Source organism: Paenibacillus yanchengensis, assembly GCF_042684845.1.
Taxonomy (GTDB): domain Bacteria; phylum Bacillota; class Bacilli; order Paenibacillales; family Paenibacillaceae; genus Pristimantibacillus; species Pristimantibacillus yanchengensis.
In genome coordinates, this window is the sequence record NZ_JBHUMH010000054.1 from 48,682 (window position 1) to 66,633 (window position 17,952).

Here is a 17,952-nt window from a genome sequence, read left to right on the forward strand (position 1 = left end):
ACACGGACTAGTTATTTCAACGGCGTAGCGAATTAGCTTTTTAATTTTTTCACTTCTTTGCGGCTATACTATAGTTATCCTATTTTCTGTAGTGATATTTCCTACAGCTTATTTGCTAGTTAAAAAGTTTACACAACGATTACAATTTATGTTACCGCAATTAAACTTTTCGTTATAAACTATAAATATATTGGAATAAAACAACATGTACATATACGCTGCAAAGGATGAAAGAAGATGGAAATGAGTAATCCACAATATTTGAATCGTGATTTAAGCTGGATTGAATTCAATAAACGTGTGTTGCAGGAAGCAAAAGATCCAAGTACTCCATTATTAGAACGATTGAAATTTTTGGCAATTGTCTCCAGTAATTTGGATGAGTTTATTAGTGTGCGATTAGCAGGCATTCAAGATCAAATAAGGGCGGGATATGCGAAGAAAGATTTTACAGGGTATACTCCTTCAGGTCTATACAAACGTTTGCAGTCCCGAATCGAAAGTATAGTGGCGGAACAATATCGGACTTATCGAGATTTAATGAGGCAACTGGCGAAAGAACAAATTCATATGGTGAATTATGATGATTTGACGATTAAGCAACGTAAAATGATGGAGCAATATTATCATGAAATTATTTTTCCTGTCCTTACTCCAATGGCAGTTGATCAAAGTAGACCATTTCCGTTAATGCATACAGGTTATATATATTTAGCAGTTGTATTACAAAAAGCAACGAATCATGAGGAAGAGGATGATTTTCATTTTGCTATTTTGCAAATTCCATCTAATTTATCACGCTTTATTTCGTTACCACATCAAAGTAATACAAAAAAGCAATCGTTTATTTTAATTGAAAATGTCATTAGACAACATATAGATACGTTATTTCATGGTTTTACTCCTGTTGCAGTTAATGAGTTTCGGTTAACGAGAAATGCCGATTTATTGATTGATGAAGAAGGGGCAGAGGATTTATTGGAAGAAATAGAAAAGGAATTGCGTAAAAGACGGTGGGGAGTGCCGGTTCGACTCGAAATAGAAGCTGGTATTCATCCATATGCATTATCAATTTTGCAAGATGAGTTTCATATTGAAGATTGTGTTTATGAGATTGAAGGACCACTAGATATGAGTTATTTGGGTAAGTTACCAAGCGCTATTCAAGGGCACAGTAAACTTCGCTATCAGCAAATCGAACCGATTTATCCAGCAGATTTTTTGGAAAATGATGATTTTTTTCAAGTGATTCGGCAGAAAGATGTGTTAGTCTATCATCCATATGAAAGCTTTGATGCGGTAACTGATTTTTTAATGCAAGCTGCTGAAGATCCGAAAGTAATGGCCATTAAAATGACTTTATATCGGGTTAGTGGTAATTCACCTGTTATTAAAGCGCTGGCTCATGCCGTTGAAGTGGGAAAGCAAGTGACAGTCGTTGTAGAATTGAAAGCTCGTTTTGATGAAGAACGCAATATTGCCTGGGCTCGAATGCTTGAGCAAGCTGGCTGTCATGTAGTATATGGATTAATTGGACTTAAAACTCATGCGAAGATGTTGCTTGTTATTCGTCAAGAAGGTACGGAGTTAAAACGATACATTCACATTGGAACAGGAAATTATAACGGTAGTACCGCACGATTGTATACAGATATTGGCTTGTTTACGACGGATGAGGCAATCGGTGAAGATGCATCGCACTTGTTTAATTTAATTACTGGTTATGCTGAAATAGAACAATGGCAATCCATCATTCCAGCTCCATCGTTGATGAAGGATAGTTTGTTTGCTTTAATACGCCGAGAAGCAGATCATGCTACAAACGGTCGTCCAGCGAAAATTATCGCTAAAATGAATTCATTGTCTCATCAGGAAATGATTGATGAATTGTACAGTGCATCGCAAGCAGGTGTCAATATCGAATTGATTATTAGAGGAATTTGCTGTTTACGACCGGGGATTAAAGGGTTAAGTGAACGGATTACGGTTCGTAGTATTGTCGATCGTTTTTTGGAGCATACTCGTATTTATTATTTTGAAAATGGTGGAAAACCAGAAATCTGGATATCTAGTGCAGATTGGATGACTAGAAATTTAACGAGAAGGTTAGAGTTGATGTGTCCAATCAAAGATCCTAAATTAAGAAAAACGATGATTCATATTTTGCATCTTTCGTTGCGTGATAATGTGAAGGCAAAAAAACTGTTGCCAAACGGAAAATACGAGCAGATCGTTACCGACCTGCCCCCGTGTCGTAGCCAGTTTGCTGCTCTCAAAATGAAGTCGTGGAAAATGTCCAAGTCAGTTCTCTAGTCCAAGCTTTTTTGAAAACTTTGGTGGCACTTTCTAACGCTTGTTCTTCTAATGGAATAGGTGTATTAGTATAAATCGTTATGTGTAGTTTATCGGTTGTCAGTGTCGGTTCGATCCGTTGTACAGCTTCCGTTTCGCTAATCGATAAGGCGATGGCGATTTGTAATAATGAACCAATCTGCATAATGACTGTAGGGTCACTTGCTTCCAATAAACTACGATAAGGTGTTAATGGTTCTGTAAATTTTGCTCCTTTTCCGAGAGCAGTGGCAACGATATAAGCACTGAGTAGTGTTTCGCGATGGGTTAGGCTGGCGATTGGCGAATGGACTAGCCAGTATAGGGAATGCTTTTCAAATTGGTGGTAGCGAATGCTACTGCCTATTTTGTATAATTTTGCAGCGATATAGCGTAATTTTTCGGCGATTGGTTCTGGTTCTGCATAAGGGGAAAATAGTTGCCATAATTGATTGCTGAACTGTTCTACTTGCTGGAAATGATCATCGCTTGCTACTGTATGAAAAGCTAATATCGAATTAATTTGTTGTATCGTAACATCTTGACCATGAGGAATATCCAGCTGTGCTACTTCGTATAGTAGTCCATCGCGAAGTCCATTACCGCTAACAATTAACCGATTAGCTCCCATATAATGTAGAATGGTTTGTAATATCAGTACACCGGATACAATAATATCGGCGCGAGATTTGGACAATCCAGCTAATCGCTTTCTTTTGTCAAGTGGAAAGGATGGAAGTAATGTAGCAAAATAATCGATAGTCGCAGGCTCCATTTCGTAATAGTGTATCATTTGGAGTGGGTAGTTTGTGCGCTGCTGACTTAATTTACTAAGTGCACGTACGGTACCACCGAGTCCTATTGCCACTAGCCCTTTATTATTAGCAATAAAAGCATGCTTTTGTAGTAATGTAGTTACTTGGTTTGTCAGTAGTTCCATCTGGGCTTCTGACCAAGCTGCTATCGGTTCACCATAGGATATATGACTGTTAACTGCGCCGATAGGCAGGGAAACGCTGTCGATTAGCTTCCTTTCACGAAACAAACTAATCTCCGTACTTCCTCCGCCAATATCAATAATAAAGCCACTTTCTACAGTCGTATTACTAATGACCCCGACATAGCCAAAGTAGGCTTCTTCTTCACCCGATAATATTTGGATAGGTAATTTTGTTTGTCGTTTTATTTCTTCGATAATAGCATGACAGTTTGTAGCATTACGTATGGCTGCTGTTGCTGCTACTTTAATATGCCGACATTGAAATCTAGTACAGATCGCTTGAAACTGTTGTAAAACAGGAATTAATTCTAGTAGGGCTTGCTTACTTAGTGAACCATCTGGTTCGATGTTTTGACTAAGGCGAGCAGATATTTTGTTTTCGTGAATTAGTCGATGTGCGCCGGTGACTGTTATTTCATATATGACCGCTCGAATAGAGTTGGAACCAATATCAATAATACCGATCGTGTAATTGTTATTCATAATCTTGCTCCTTATCCTTACATATGGAAACTAGCATCATTTGCTGATGTTTATTATAAAGTATAGACGAGCAGATGAGCAAAGCATACCTCTGACATTATATTAGTTTAGGAAGCAACTAATATTAGGTATGGATTAGGTATGGTCAGCAATATTGGCAACGGAACTTCCCGGCACTAACGACACATAGATCCGCTCATTTTCTACTGTCTCATTACCAATTACTTTTAACAGTTGTTGTGATGCAATCGTTCCCCACTTCCGCATAGAGTAGTATATCGTTGCAAGCGCTGGTTCAATAAACTGCGATAGTTCTGTATGATCGAAGCCGATAACTGATATTTGTTCTCCAATAATATAAGGGCTGGAATGCTTCACATAATGATGAACACCGGCCGCCATTTCGTCATTCAAACAAAATACAGCGCATGGCTTAGTATAGTGAGCAACGATATGTTCCGCAGCAGTTATTCCTGTTTGTTTCGTAAAATCTCCGTCTAATTCAACCCAGTCGGTTATCCCGTTTCGAGTAAGTGTTTTTCTAGCTGCATGAAGACGCTGTTCTGCGTCATATGTATGTTTCGGACCTGTAACGATATAAAAATGTTGATGACCTTGCTCCATTAAATATTCGATCGCCAGTGCAGCACCAGCTTGATTATCTAGCAATACTTGACTAATATTAGGATGCTGTAATTCTCGATCCAACACGATAATTTTGTGCCCTTGATCTGCATATTGCAGCACATCTGTGGTAGGGAATGATTCATCAAGCACGATAGCACCATCGATCATTTTTTCTGGCAACAATCTCCGCGAACGCTGACCACTACACACTAATAAATCATAGCCTTGTAGGCTCAAATATTCTTTTACTCCCTGTAGCAAATCACCATAAAAGCTACCGCTAAAATCTTTCAAAAATATACCAATCATATAAGATTTTTTTGTTTTCAACAATCGTGCTGCTGCATGAGGGACATATTGTAATTCTTCTGCTATTTTCAAAATTCTATCGGCTGTTTCTTTCGTCACTTTACTATTCCCATTAAGCGCATAGGAAACAGTAGAGATCGAAACTCCAGCACGCTTGGCAATATCTTTAATACTCGCCACAACACTCGCTCCTTATCATCCTACAATCCGCATAATATTGAATAGTATACCATAAGCGGTTAGTTGATAGCTGTGGAGAAAAACGATGGAACGGATGCAAATAGATTGGAGAAGGTAATGATGGAAAGGTGCGAGCGGATGAGAGTATGGGCAATGATGGAAATGTGCAGACAGATGAAAGCATGGGAAATGATGGAAAGGTGCAGACAGATGAAAGCATGGGAAATGATGGAGAGTTAGAAACAAATTATAGGAAGGAAGTAATTGTGCAGATGATATGGCGGAGCAGAAGAAATTTTGTATGAAAATTCGTATAAACGGTTCTATTTAGACGGTTAGATAGTAACCTTTATAAGAAAAAACGTACAAACCGTCCCGATGTAGCGGTTAGTGGAGTAGGATTTGTGCGAAAAAACGTATAAAAGGGCTTGTTCAGATGAGCGTGGGGAGAGCTTTGTATGAAAAAACGTATAAAAATCCGCGCTAGTGTTGTAAATTTCTACAGCTGCACAGGTATAAAAAAAGTTGGATGGAAAAACACCCCAAAGGTTAGATTTTGTACTTAACTTTTGGGGTGCAGCACCAAACATGATGTTTTTTTTTACAACTTTTATTTTATGAACTGTGAACTGCCCCCAATTTTAGCTTTAGTTCTAGTATTTAACAGGATGGAGGAGCGACGTTCTATGAACGATGTGTCGATTTTAATTTTTGTTTTTGCTTGATCTGTATTATCGATTTCCTGCAATATCAAATCAACTGCTTGATAAGCCATTTGCTTTTTCTCGACGTGCACAGTAGTCAGTTCTGGCGTAACAATACTCGCTTCTGCAATATTATCAAAGCCAACTACCGTTATATCTTGTGGAATTTGAAAGCCAAGCTCATTCAATGTCTTAATTGCACTGATGGCTATGTAGTCGCATTCACAGAAAAATGCAGTAGGAAGGGGCTCACCTGAATTAATTAAAGCTTGTAACTGTGCTTTCAATGATTCCTGTGACGATAAAATAGTCGGAATTACCGAAAGTGTATGTTGTGGAGCAATAGATAATCCAAGTTTATTCCAACTCCGGTGAAAGCCACTTTTTCGTTCTTCAAAATTAGCCACTCTAGTGCTTGATTCAATGTAACCAATTGTTGTGTGCCCTAATTGATACAGATGTTGTGCTGCTTGATCTGCTCCCATCGTATTGTTAATTTGGACAAATGGTAATGGTAGCGTCTCGATGTAAGTATCTAATACAACAAGAGGCATACGAACAAGCTGGTGTACTTGGAAAATATGAGATTCGTGTAGATTAGTTCCTAGAAGAATAATTCCTTCACTTCCAGTCACTTCTAGTAGTTGTTGTAAATCGCTATTAATATGTTTCACATCAATAGATTTAAACAATAGCGAGTATCCAAAATTTCGACAACGTTCTTCGATGTATTGAATTAACTCACGAAAAAATGGTTGATGATCATATTGTTCAAGTACAATACCTGAATTAGTAAAAACAAGAAATGTTATAGATTTAAATTTATCATCTGCTATAGGTTTGCTTTTAATCGCATAACCGTTTTCATTTGCAATTCGAAGAATTGTATCCCGTGTTTCACTGCTCACTCCTGGTTTTCCGTTAAGTGCAAGCGATACAGCTGACTTGGATACTCCCGCTAAGCGAGCAATATCCTCCATTTTCACTAGCAATACCTCCAATTCAATAACATAAAAAGGTTGTTTAGTAAGTTTAGTTTACAAGAAAACGTTTGATTATACAAGTAATGAAATTAAAACAATATAATTTAGTTTAAATTCAACTCAATTTTTATAGTTATTTAGTAAATATTCATTGAACTTTTTTGGTTGATCGTTTATCATACAGATATAATCATTTGAGAAAGCGTTTTTAATTATAGGAGGGATTGTTTTGGCGAAATTTAAATTAGGGTATGCTCCAACTCGTCGTTTTACATTTAGTGCGGAAGATGCTTTTAAGTATAAAACAGTAATTAGAGAAAAAATTGAAAGTTTTGGGATGGACATTGATATCGTTGATATGGAAGGCATTAATGAGGAAGGACTACTATATAACGATAATATTTCTGCTGAATTGATGATTGAACGACTACAAAGAGAAAAAGTAGATGCTGTATTTTTTCCACATTGTAATTTTGGGACGGAAGATACAGTAGCGAGAGTTGCAAAAGCAATAGGAAAGCCAGTTTTGTTATGGGGACCGAGAGACGAAGCTCCTTTGGAGGATGGTATGAGACTTCGTGATACACAGTGTGGATTGTTTGCGACAGGGAAAATTCTACGTAGATTTAAAGTGCCATTTACTTATATAACGAATAGTAGAGTAGATGATCCTGTTTTTGAGCGTGGGTTTACTAATTTTATAGCAGCTGCTAACGTCGTAAAACAATTTAGAAATCTACGTATTTTACAAATCGGACCGCGTCCAGCTTCTTTTTGGACCATGATGTGTAATGAAGGGGAATTGTTAGAGCGGTTTGGTATTGAAATTTATCCGATTACACTAGTTGATATTCAACAACGAACGAAAAAAATAGAAAAAAGTAATAGTCCTGAATTGTTGGAAACGATGGAATTTATTAAGCGAACGCTCGATTGGTCAGAAGTAACAGAAGATGATATTAAACGAATAGCTGCACTTAAATTAGCGATGCGTTATTTTGCTGACTTCTCAGGTAGTACGGCAATTGCCATTCAATGTTGGTCTTCTTTGCAGGATTCCATGGGAATTATGCCATGTTTAGCTAATGCTATTTTGACCGATGAACAAATACCAGTTACTTGTGAAACAGATATTCATGGCGCTATTACTTCGATTATGGTGCAAGCAGCAACGATGAACGTATTGCCTACTTTCTTTGCTGATTTAACGATTCGTCATCCAGAAAATCCAAATGGAGAGCTACTGTTCCATTGCGGAAACTTCCCAGTATCTATGTCTGTAGAAGAAAAACCGAAATTGCGCAAACATTTCCTATTTGATTCTCATGCTCCTGGTACACATGAAGGAGAAATCAAAGGTGGCGAGATGTCGTTAGTTCGTTTTGATGGAGACAATGGGGAATACCAGCTGTTTTTGGGAAAAGCAAAAGGAATTGAAGGTCCTTATACTCGTGGTTCTTATGTTTGGGCAGAAGTGAATGATTGGCCGTTATGGGAAGAAAAATTAGTAAAAGGTCCTTATGTACATCATACGGTAGGTATTCATGCAAATGTAATTCCAGCTTTATATGAAGCTTGTAACTATATTCCAGGATTATTAGCTGATCCAGTTGATCCAACGGAACAACAAATACAGGCGTGGTTACGTGGAGCAGGATTGTAATAACAATTTAGGGAGGAATAGCGATGAAACAAGTTTCTTTGCAGTTGCAATTGAAAGCGGCCCATATACGAAAACAATTGCTGACGATGATTCACTCCAGCGGAGCAGGTCATACAGGTGGTTCTTTGAGCAATACGGATATTTTAACAACGCTATACTATCATGTGATGCGACTAGACGTTAACAACCCAAAATGGGCAGATAGAGACCGGTTTATTTTAAGTAAAGGACATTCTGTTGAATCACTATGGTGTGTATTAGCAGATAAAGGTTTTTTCCCGGAAGAAGAATTAAAAACATTTAGCAAATTTGGTACACGATTAATTGGACACCCGAATAATAAAGTGCCTGGTATAGAAATGAATACAGGAGCATTAGGTCACGGACTTGCGATTGCTACTGGTATTGCTTTGGCTGCAAAACTTGATAAGAAAGACTACCGTAGTTATTGTTTAATGGGTGATGGCGAGCAGGCAGAAGGATCAGTGTGGGAAGCGGCTATGGCAGCTGCACATTATAAATTAAATAATTTAGTTGCTATTATTGATAGAAATAGATTGCAAATCAGCGGTTCTACAGAAGATGTTATGAGCGTCGAGCCACTTGCTGACAAATGGACAGCGTTTGGTTGGAATGTCATACCGGTAGACGGTCATAATATCGAGCAATTATTAGCTGCATTTGCTGCGGCAGAGCAAATACAAGATAAGCCAACACTACTGTTAGCTAACACGGTAAAAGGTAAGGGAGTTTCTTTTGCAGAAAATGTAGCAGCATGGCATCATAAAGTACCAGATGAACAACAATTACAGCAAGCTATCGATGAACTTACTGCACTAGAACAAAAGTTGCACACAGAAAGTCAGGTGATGAGCTAATGAGTACTAATAAAATCGCAAATCGTGAAGTGATCTGTGAAACGTTAATGGAACTAGCAGCTAATGATCGTGATATCGTTGTATTAACTAGTGACTCACGGGGTTCGGCAGCAATGGCTCCATTCGCAACTAAGTATCCTGATCAGTTTATTGAAGTTGGAATAGCGGAACAGAATATCGTTGGAATTGCTGCCGGTTTAGCACATAGTGGTAAAAAGCCATTCGTTACATCACCTGCTTGTTTTTTAAGTATGAGAAGTATTGAACAAATTAAAGTAGATGTGGCGTATTCAGGTACTAATGTAAAGTTAATTGGAATTAGTGGTGGAGTTAGCTATGGTGCGCTCGGGATGTCCCATCATTCCTTACAAGATATGGCTGTTACACGCGCTATTCCAGGCTTGCAAGTGATGTTGCCTGCTGATCGACATGAAACGAAACAAATGATCAAAGCGCTTGTTGATTATGACGGCGGTGTCTATTTACGAATTGGACGTAATGCAGTACCTGACGTTTATGAAAATAGTGATTATCCATTTGAACTTGGCAAAGCGGTTATGATGCGTGATGGGCAGGATGTAACGATCATTGCTACTGGTGAAACGGTACAAATAGCTGTAGCTGCAGCAGAGAAATTGCAAGAGATTGGAATTGTTGCTCGCGTGTTAAATATGCATACGATCAAACCGCTAGATAGCGAAGCAATTATACAGGCAGCACGTGAGACCGGTCATATCATTACTATCGAAGAGCATAGCATTCATGGTGGATTAGGTGCGGCGGTAGCCGAAGTAACAGGTCAGCATTGTCCGGTACCATTAAAAATCATTGGATTGCCAGACGAACCAGCCATTGCCGGAGTAACGGCAGAAGTGTTTGAGCATTATGGCATTTCGGTGGAGCAAGTGGTAGCGCAAGCGCAACGATGGCTAGGGGAAAAGTAAGATGGAAAAGGAATATATTGTAACGATAGATCAAAGTACAGCAGGGAGCAAAGTGTTAATAATCGACCGACATGGGCATATAGTAGCACGTACTTCTTTGCAACATCAGCAATATTATCCACAAAGCGATTGGGTGGAGCATGATGCAGAAGAAATTTATGCGAATGTACAACGATGTATGTTAGAAGCACTTGCAATATCACAGCTTGATCCTTCGCAATTAGCTGCTGTATCTATAACTAATCAAAGAGAGACAGCACTGATGTGGGATGCCGAAACAGGCAAACCGATTGCTCCTGCTATCGTATGGCAATGTCAACGTACAGCGTCGATTTGTCAACAGTTAAAGCAAGCTGGTCATGAGCCGATGGTAAAGCAGAAAACAGGTTTAATGTTGGACCCTTATTTTTCTGCTACCAAATGGCAGTGGCTATTGCAGCAAAATGCTGATCTATTAGAACGAGCAAAGCAAGGTAAGATTAAAATTGGAACGATGGACAGTTGGTTAATTTGGAAATTGACTGGTGGACAAGTGCATGCTACCGATATGACGAATGCTAGTCGGACTTTATTATTTAATATTTATAATCAACAATGGGATGCAGAGTTATTGCAATTGTTTGCTATTCCTCACCAAATGTTACCGGAAGTGAAGGCTAGCGATGCGTGTTTCGGTTATACTTCCGATTCCTCACTATTTGCTGAACGTATTCCGATTGTTGGTGTTATTGGTGATTCGCAAGCTGCTCTGTTTGCTCAACAATGTACTAAACCAGGTATGGCGAAGGCGACGTATGGTACAGGAACTTCCGTTATGATGAACATTGGAAGTCAAATGCCTGATCCAAGTGCCAATACATCATCCAATGGTCTAGTTACGACGATTGCATGGAGTGCACAAGGAACGACAAATTATGCACTTGAAGCAGTGATTCGTTCTTCTGGCGATACGATTGTCTGGTTGCGTGAAAAATTAGGTTTATTTGAAACGTATGAGCAATTAGAAACTGCTTTGCAATCAGAAGAAGCGCGGCATTCGGAAGTGTTTCTTGTTCCAGCATTTCATGGTTTGGCAGCTCCCTATTGGCAGCCTGATGCTAGAGCAGCTATTATCGGGTTGGAACGAAGTAGTGGTCGAACGGACATTATTGCAGCAGCAGTGAAAAGTATCGCTTTACAAATTAGTGATGCGGTTCAATTATTAGAAACGGAAAGCGGTATACCGCTAACAGAGCTACGTACTGACGGTGGCGCTAGTTCTAATAAATGGCTCATGCAATATCAAGCTGATTTACTTGGTAGAGATGTTTTAAAAGCAAAACATGAAGAATTATCGGCAATTGGTGCTGCGTTAATGGCTGGCGCAAGTGTTAACATATGGGCTGATGCTAGTGAGGTTTTTCAGGGAGAAGCTTACTATGCTAAATATGTACCAGTGATGGAAGAAAGTCAGCGACTTCATATTAAAGCGGGATGGCAGGCAGCCATTCAAGCTGTTTTAAAGCAATAAAACAATCATACACTGTAGTCTTCTGTACATGCTAAATTAGACAATCGTCATTCGAAAGTTATATAATAAAATGAGCAGATATACTAGTTAATCGTAAAACGACATGTGCAGGAGATGAATGTTTTGATAGCACCATTTATTTATAATCATCAATTTAACTACATCCGTAATCAAGTGCGACACCTACAAGGAACGAAAAAAACGGTTGCCGATCCGAAAATATTAGAAGCCGTTCAAATGAGTGTCCATCACAATATTATGCAAAAGTTTGTGGAACTCGATGAGGAACAGAAACAGCTGCTTGGCAGCGTTGCTAGTTTGCAAACGAGTGAACAATTAGATAGCTACATCACAACTATTTCACAGTATAGATGTTCTTTTCCTGAACTTTCAAGTAAGCAGCTACAAAAAACATTTGCCAAAGTGAAGAAGCTCAAGCTGCCTAATATAGCAGAAGTAGATTGGTTGCAGACAACTTATTTGGGTTGGTCAGACATCGGTCAAAATAAAATGTATATTGTTTATCCATGGCAAGAGCGAATCGTTGGAATAGAAGGTCGAATTACACCTTCGCAAAAAGGTGTCTGTTTCTTATGTAATAGACATGAACAGCTCGGTTTGTTCACAGCTATTTCGAAGCAACGTCCTGCGAATGCATCGCCAGACTACTACAAAGCGTTGGGAAATTATATGTGCTTAGATAGTACAGCGTGTAATCATAATATAACGGATGTAACGATTCTCGAACGATTTTTGAGCGAAATTGTCAGCAAAAAAGAGTAATTAATGTAGCAAAACAGTAATTGCTCCCGTCAATTATAGTAATCAAATCTTAATAGTATTCTGATAAATGAAAACAATCGTTTAGTTACGGACTAAACGGTTGTTTTTTTGTTGACATTAACATTCTTTTAAAATAACATACGTTATATAACGTGTGTAATAAGGAGCGGATAAGATGCCACCAAAAGTAGAAGTGACGAGAGATAAAATATTAGATGCTGCATTTAGTTTAGTACGAGAGCAGGGGCAGGAAGTGTTAACAGCTCGTAATATTGCCAAAGGTTTAAACTGCTCTACCCAACCGATATATAGTGCTTATGAAAATATGGATGCACTAAAGGATGAGTTGTACGATTATGCGCTCGATTATACGGTTGCAGTCATTAACGCTTACGAAGATAGTCGCAATCCTAATGCGATTAATTTGATCAACGGTATTTTATTGTTAGCACGTAATGAGAAGCATTTATTTCGATTAGTATTTTTGACAGAACAGAAAAATTATTTTTTGAAAGACGGAACGAACAAACTAAAATCGGTACTATTCGCTGCTTTTTTACAAAGTGATACGAGACTAGCAAAGCTCGAGCAGGCGAAATTAGAACGAATTTTTTTGAAGCTAAGTATTTATGTAACAGGGATTGGCACGATGATTAACATTAATACGTTGAAGTTAGATTTTGTAGAGACGAAGCAATTAGTAATAGAAATGTTTGAACATTTGTTAGCAAGTGAAAATATACAAATATAGTTTGGGATATGGCAAGTTAGGGAGGGATGAAACAGTGCGAATGTTAGCCTTTTTGAAGCCTTATCGGTTACTAGTGGCATTAAAAATGGTTAGTACGTCTTTAAACGCTGGAAATGATATTATATTGGTCTATTTTCTTAATATTTTAGTTAATGCTGCCTTATCAGAAAACTTTGCTGGCGTGCAATATGCCATTATTATTTTATTTTGCTCGGTACTTTTTGGAGTTGGCGTTAATTATTTGGATACTTACTCTTCGGGGAAGTTTAGTGCTTATGTTGCACGTGATATGAAACGGACATACAGTGGTGCAATTGACCGCTTACCGTTATCTTATTTGGAAACGAAACATTCTGCTGATTTCAGCTCCCGTATGTCGAACAGTATTAATGCAATGGAACACTTTTTTAATTACGAGTTAATTGCAATCTTTTTCCACTCTTTCCGAATAACGATTAGTATAGCTGTTATGTTTTTCATCAATTGGCAGCTCACGTTATTTTGTATTATTTTACTTCCGATAGTAGCTCTCCTCACTAATAAAATAAGTCAACCATTACACCAATATTCAGCAAAGATGCAGCAAAGCTTAGCTCAAACGAACAAATCTACCCAAGATATGATTAGCGGCATTCATCTCGTTAAATCCTATCAATTAGCTACTCTATTATTCCGAAAATTCAAACGACGTGTTCATAAAATGTTGGCAGAAGCATTGTTTATGGAGAAGCGAAAAGCTTCTATCGGTTCACTTAGTGTTTTTGTACAGACGGCTCCCTTTATTTTGTTTTTTATGGTCGGCGGTTATTTAGTTATTCAAAAGCAATTGGCATTAGGTGGTCTAGTGGCGTTTGCGATGTTATTAAATTATTTATTGCAAGGGCTAGGTAGTTTACCAAAATTGATTGCCAACTTAAAAGTAGTGGAAGCTATCGCGGATGATTTGTTAGCTACAATAGATGTTGGATTAGAGCGTGTGGGCGGGATAAAGCCAGCGATTACAACGACAGTTTCAGCTGTACAATTCGAAGACGTTACTTTTAGTTATGATGGTCAAACAAATATTTTACATTCCATTCATTTTCAACTAGCACCGTTAAAAAAGATTGCTTTAGTAGGGAGTAGTGGGTCAGGTAAGTCGACTATATTCAAATTGATTACAGCATTTTACGAACATTATAGTGGCAATATTAAGTTATTTGGTCATCCATTAAATGAATGGGATATTACGTATGCGAGAGAACAAATCGCCGTTGTATCACAGGACACTTTTTTATATGCAGGTACTATTTTCCATAATCTTATATGTGGAACGGCTGGCGTTACATTAGAAGCAGTAGTGGAAGCTGCAAGGTCAGCTAATATTCATGACTATATTGTATCGTTACCGAATGGCTATGACACGATCGTAGGGGAGCGGGGAATTAATTTGTCTGGTGGTCAAAAACAACGGATCGCTATCGCTAGAGCTATTATTAAAAATGCTCCGCTTATTTTATTAGATGAAGCGACTTCAGCGCTCGACACCGAATCAGAAATGCTTGTGCAAGAGGCGTTACATCGAATTATGAAGGATAAAACAGTGCTCGTTATTGCACACCGATTGTCAACAATTAAAGATGCCGATGAAGTGTTGGTTTTGGAGCGAGGGATTATAGTGGAGCGGGGGACACATGAACAGCTGCTTGGAAGAGAAGGCGCATATAAAAGATTGTATGAGCAACAACTCTTTAGTCATCAAACGGTAACAGCTATAGGGGATAAGGGGGCATAACGATGATCCGTTTACGTCATCAAAAAGTAGAAATAGTACGTTTGCTATCGATCATTGCTCCACATAAAAAACGGTACTTGATTGGCTTGCTTGGCGCATGTTTAGTAGGATCGTTAGTACCGCTTATTATGCCTATGTTAATAAAATTTGTAATTGATGCTAACGTTAGTAGTAAAATGGAATCTATTTTTATTGTCTGTGCTATTTTTGCCATCATTATATTGATATTGGGTATGTTGACGCGCGTATTCCAATACGCTTTTGGAAAAGCAGTTAAATTAATTATGGTCGATTTAAGATTGAAAATGTTTCAAAAGCTAGAGCAATTACCGATTTCATATTATGAACAAACACATAGCGGTGATAGTATGTCACGAATCAATAACGATTTGGGCGTAGTAGAAAACGCTTTTAACGAGAATATGCGGGCGATTCTATCTTTAGTAATGACAGGTATTTATGCTGCTGCTTTAATGTTTTATTTGGACTGGCGGTTTGCCACTGCTTTAATTTTATTCGGATTGTTGACAGCATACGTAAACTCTAAATTTATTACACCATTGCGTAAAGTTAGTAACACTATTCAAAATTTTGCAGGGAAGCAGTTAGAGTTGTTAACAGAAATTACAGCAGGTACGCAAGTTAGCAGGATTTATCAGATGTCCAATAAGTTGAATAAGCAATATGAAAAGATGAACGATCAGATGGCAGCAACTGCTGTAGCTCGCACTAAAAAGTATGCATTATTAAACAGCGTTAATTTTTTGATGATGTGGTTGAATACGATAGGTGCTTTTGTATTTGGAGCCGTACTATTGATGAAGGGTCAGATGACATTAGGAACTTTATTGTCGTTGGTGCTGCTCTTGGAGCAAGTAACGAGTTTATTTCGGAATTTGGGAAATTACTGGGCAAGTTTACAGACGGCATTGGCGGGAAGTTATCGCGTGTTCGAAATATTTGATTTGCAGCCTGAAATTGGTGCCCACGTCGCTTTACAATCACCTACCAAACTGTTGACAACATCTAACTACAATAATGCAACGAAGCAAGTGGCGGAAGAAAAAGTAGGGAATGAAGCAATAGAAATTAATGAAGAGAAGGAGGAAAATGAAGCAAATGAAGTGCAGGAAGTAGCAGAAGTGGGAAGGCGTAAACCGCACAAGATGGTCGAATTGCACAATATCGTATTTGGTTATCAAATGGAAAAACCTATTTTGAACGGACTAAATTTAGCTGTAAATAAAGGAGAGTTAGTTGCGTTAGTTGGACCAAGTGGTAGTGGGAAGAGTACGATCTTAAAGTTATTATTAGGATTTTATCCGATAGAGCAAGGGGAAATTATTATAGCGGGAGATAAGCTGTCGTCTACGACAATGGAACGATTAAGACAACAGATTGCTTACGTGTCACAGGACGCTTATTTATTTGAAGGAACGATAGAAGATAATATTCGCTATGGTCGGATGAGTGCGACTTATGATGAAGTGATTGCGGCGGCAGAAGCGGCAGAGGCACATGCTTTTATTATGGAGCAGCCGGAAGGGTACAGTACGATAGTAGGGGAACGAGGGGCTAAGCTGTCAGGTGGGCAAAAACAACGAATAACTATTGCGCGGGCAATATTAAAAAATGCTCCTTTATTGCTGTTAGATGAAGCGACATCGGCACTTGATTCGCAATCGGAAATGGCAGTTCAGCAAGCACTCCAAAAGTTGATGGAAGGTAAAACAACGATCGCAATCGCTCACCGATTATCTACTATTAGAAAAGCGGATAAAATCTATGTGATTGAAAATGGAAAAGTAGTGGAAGAAGGAAAACATGTGCAATTACTGGAATTGAAAGGGGTATATCATCGTTTATACAACATGCAAGACAATAATAATAGACGTTAGTTAACTGCTGTTACTTTTATTGTTGCAATGACAGTAGAAGTAGCGTTATTCTAGAGGGTGGACATGTAGTTATTCTAGGAGGCGCAAGATGTTTAATTTAGGCTGGGGTGTATTGTTTGTTATTGTTAATTTTGCTTTGTTTTTAATCTGTTATCGAGCGTTTGGACGAAATGGATTGTATGCATGGATAGGAATTGCTACTGTTCTTGCCAATATACAAGTGACCAAAACGATTGATATGTTCGGCATAGTGATGACGCTTGGGAATACGATGTACGGTACGCTTTATTTGACGACAGATTTGCTTAATGAAAAATATGGCGAGCAAGAGGCTGGTAAAGCGGTCTGGTTTGGTTTTTTCACCCTTATTATGACGACGATTGTAATGCAAATGGCATTAGTGTTTGAGCAACAGCCAGAAGATATTGCCCATGAGCACTTACAAGTTATATTTGGTTTATTGCCACGATTAGCTTTAGCTAGTCTTGTAGCATACTTTACTAGTCAATTTTTGGATGTTCGGTTATTTTCGATGATTAAAAAAGTGTTTCCCAAACCAAATCAGTTGTGGATCCGAAACAATGGTAGTACAGGAATTAGTCAACTGGTAGATTCGTTTGTTTTTTGTACGATTGCCTTTTTAGGGGTATATAGTACGCCTGTTTGGTGGGAAATATTGCTGACGACCTTTTTAATTAAATTTGTTATATCTGTTGCTTCTACACCGATTATTTACATTGCTCGCAGTTTTAAATTTAAAGAAGAGAATTGAAGTTTTCGTTCGCGTGATTGAAATTATAGCTGAGGCTGATTTTGAAGCATCCTCCTTTGAATTTCGTTCGAAGCGTGGTGCTAAATAAGCGAAAGTTTATACGAAAAAACGTATAAAAGGTCCTGTGCAGCAGGCTGAAATGAAAGCTTTATACGGAAAAACGTATAAAAGGTTCTGTGCAGTGGGTTGTAACGAAAGCTTTATACGAAAAAACGTATAAACAGTCCTGTGCAGCAGTAAAGTCCATATAATTGTGTAAAATGCATCTGGAAGAAAATAAGAAGAGCCATGATGAATTATTTCCTTTAGAATGAAGTTGTCGAGACCACATTCCATGGAGGGATTCATCATGACTCAATATC

The 17,952-nt window shown here is 38.3% G+C and carries 14 protein-coding genes; 11 read left to right on the forward strand and 3 right to left on the reverse strand.

The window, feature by feature from the left end; all coding sequences use genetic code 11:
* Positions 1-237: 237 nt before the first annotated feature.
* The gene (gene ppk1 / locus ACFSTH_RS14305; RefSeq protein WP_377775335.1) at positions 238-2,313 is read left to right on the forward strand and encodes a polyphosphate kinase 1; all 2,076 of its coding nucleotides are present in this window, start codon (positions 238-240) and stop codon (positions 2,311-2,313) included.
* On the opposite strand, the gene ACFSTH_RS14310 is transcribed toward ppk1, so the two are convergent.
* Complete coding sequence (locus tag ACFSTH_RS14310) at positions 2,273-3,814, reverse strand: Ppx/GppA phosphatase family protein (protein ID WP_377775333.1); 1,542 nt, start codon at positions 3,812-3,814, stop codon at positions 2,273-2,275. The two genes, ppk1 and ACFSTH_RS14310, sit on opposite strands and share 41 nt — an antisense overlap.
* A 135-nt stretch (positions 3,815-3,949) precedes the next feature.
* Positions 3,950-4,930 carry a LacI family DNA-binding transcriptional regulator gene (locus ACFSTH_RS14315; protein WP_377775331.1) on the reverse strand — a complete coding sequence of 327 codons (981 nt, stop codon included), beginning with the start codon at positions 4,928-4,930 and terminating at the stop codon, positions 3,950-3,952.
* Positions 4,931-5,058: 128 nt separating this feature from the next.
* Between ACFSTH_RS14315 and ACFSTH_RS14320 the strand changes: the two genes are divergently transcribed.
* Positions 5,059-5,235, forward strand: coding sequence for a hypothetical protein (locus ACFSTH_RS14320; protein ID WP_377775329.1), 177 nt, complete (start codon positions 5,059-5,061; stop codon positions 5,233-5,235).
* A gap of 305 nt (positions 5,236-5,540) precedes the next feature.
* On the opposite strand, the gene ACFSTH_RS14325 is transcribed toward ACFSTH_RS14320, so the two are convergent.
* A complete protein-coding gene (locus tag ACFSTH_RS14325; RefSeq protein WP_377775412.1) occupies positions 5,541-6,614 on the reverse strand; it encodes a LacI family DNA-binding transcriptional regulator in 1,074 nt (357 codons plus the stop codon).
* A 232-nt stretch (positions 6,615-6,846) separates the two neighbouring features.
* On the opposite strand from ACFSTH_RS14325, the gene ACFSTH_RS14330 reads away from it, so the two are divergent.
* From ACFSTH_RS14330 to ACFSTH_RS14370, 9 genes are all read left to right on the forward strand, one after another.
* The gene (locus ACFSTH_RS14330; protein WP_377775327.1) at positions 6,847-8,280 is read left to right on the forward strand and encodes an L-fucose/L-arabinose isomerase family protein; all 1,434 of its coding nucleotides are present in this window, start codon (positions 6,847-6,849) and stop codon (positions 8,278-8,280) included.
* Positions 8,281-8,303: 23 nt separating this feature from the next.
* Positions 8,304-9,158, forward strand: a complete 855-nt coding sequence (locus ACFSTH_RS14335) for a transketolase (protein ID WP_377775325.1) — start codon at positions 8,304-8,306, stop codon at positions 9,156-9,158.
* Positions 9,158-10,102 (forward strand): transketolase family protein, encoded by a 945-nt coding sequence (locus tag ACFSTH_RS14340; RefSeq protein WP_377775323.1) that lies wholly within the window; start codon positions 9,158-9,160, stop codon positions 10,100-10,102. The genes ACFSTH_RS14335 and ACFSTH_RS14340 overlap by 1 nt, the downstream gene beginning before the upstream one ends.
* Position 10,103: 1 nt before the next feature.
* On the forward strand, positions 10,104-11,612 hold the full coding sequence (locus tag ACFSTH_RS14345; protein WP_377775321.1) for an FGGY family carbohydrate kinase: 1,509 nt from the start codon (positions 10,104-10,106) through the stop codon (positions 11,610-11,612).
* Between the two features lie 123 nt (positions 11,613-11,735).
* The gene (locus tag ACFSTH_RS14350) at positions 11,736-12,395 is read left to right on the forward strand and encodes a FusB/FusC family EF-G-binding protein (protein WP_377793725.1); all 660 of its coding nucleotides are present in this window, start codon (positions 11,736-11,738) and stop codon (positions 12,393-12,395) included.
* Positions 12,396-12,570: 175 nt separating this feature from the next.
* Positions 12,571-13,146 (forward strand): TetR/AcrR family transcriptional regulator, encoded by a 576-nt coding sequence (locus tag ACFSTH_RS14355; protein ID WP_377775317.1) that lies wholly within the window; start codon positions 12,571-12,573, stop codon positions 13,144-13,146.
* 40 nt (positions 13,147-13,186) lie between these two features.
* On the forward strand, positions 13,187-14,920 hold the full coding sequence (locus ACFSTH_RS14360) for an ABC transporter ATP-binding protein (RefSeq protein WP_377775411.1): 1,734 nt from the start codon (positions 13,187-13,189) through the stop codon (positions 14,918-14,920).
* Between the two features lie 2 nt (positions 14,921-14,922).
* Complete coding sequence (locus ACFSTH_RS14365; protein ID WP_377775315.1) at positions 14,923-16,818, forward strand: ABC transporter ATP-binding protein; 1,896 nt, start codon at positions 14,923-14,925, stop codon at positions 16,816-16,818.
* Between the two features lie 88 nt (positions 16,819-16,906).
* Positions 16,907-17,590 carry a queuosine precursor transporter gene (locus ACFSTH_RS14370; protein WP_377775313.1) on the forward strand — a complete coding sequence of 228 codons (684 nt, stop codon included), beginning with the start codon at positions 16,907-16,909 and terminating at the stop codon, positions 17,588-17,590.
* Positions 17,591-17,952 lie beyond the last annotated feature (362 nt).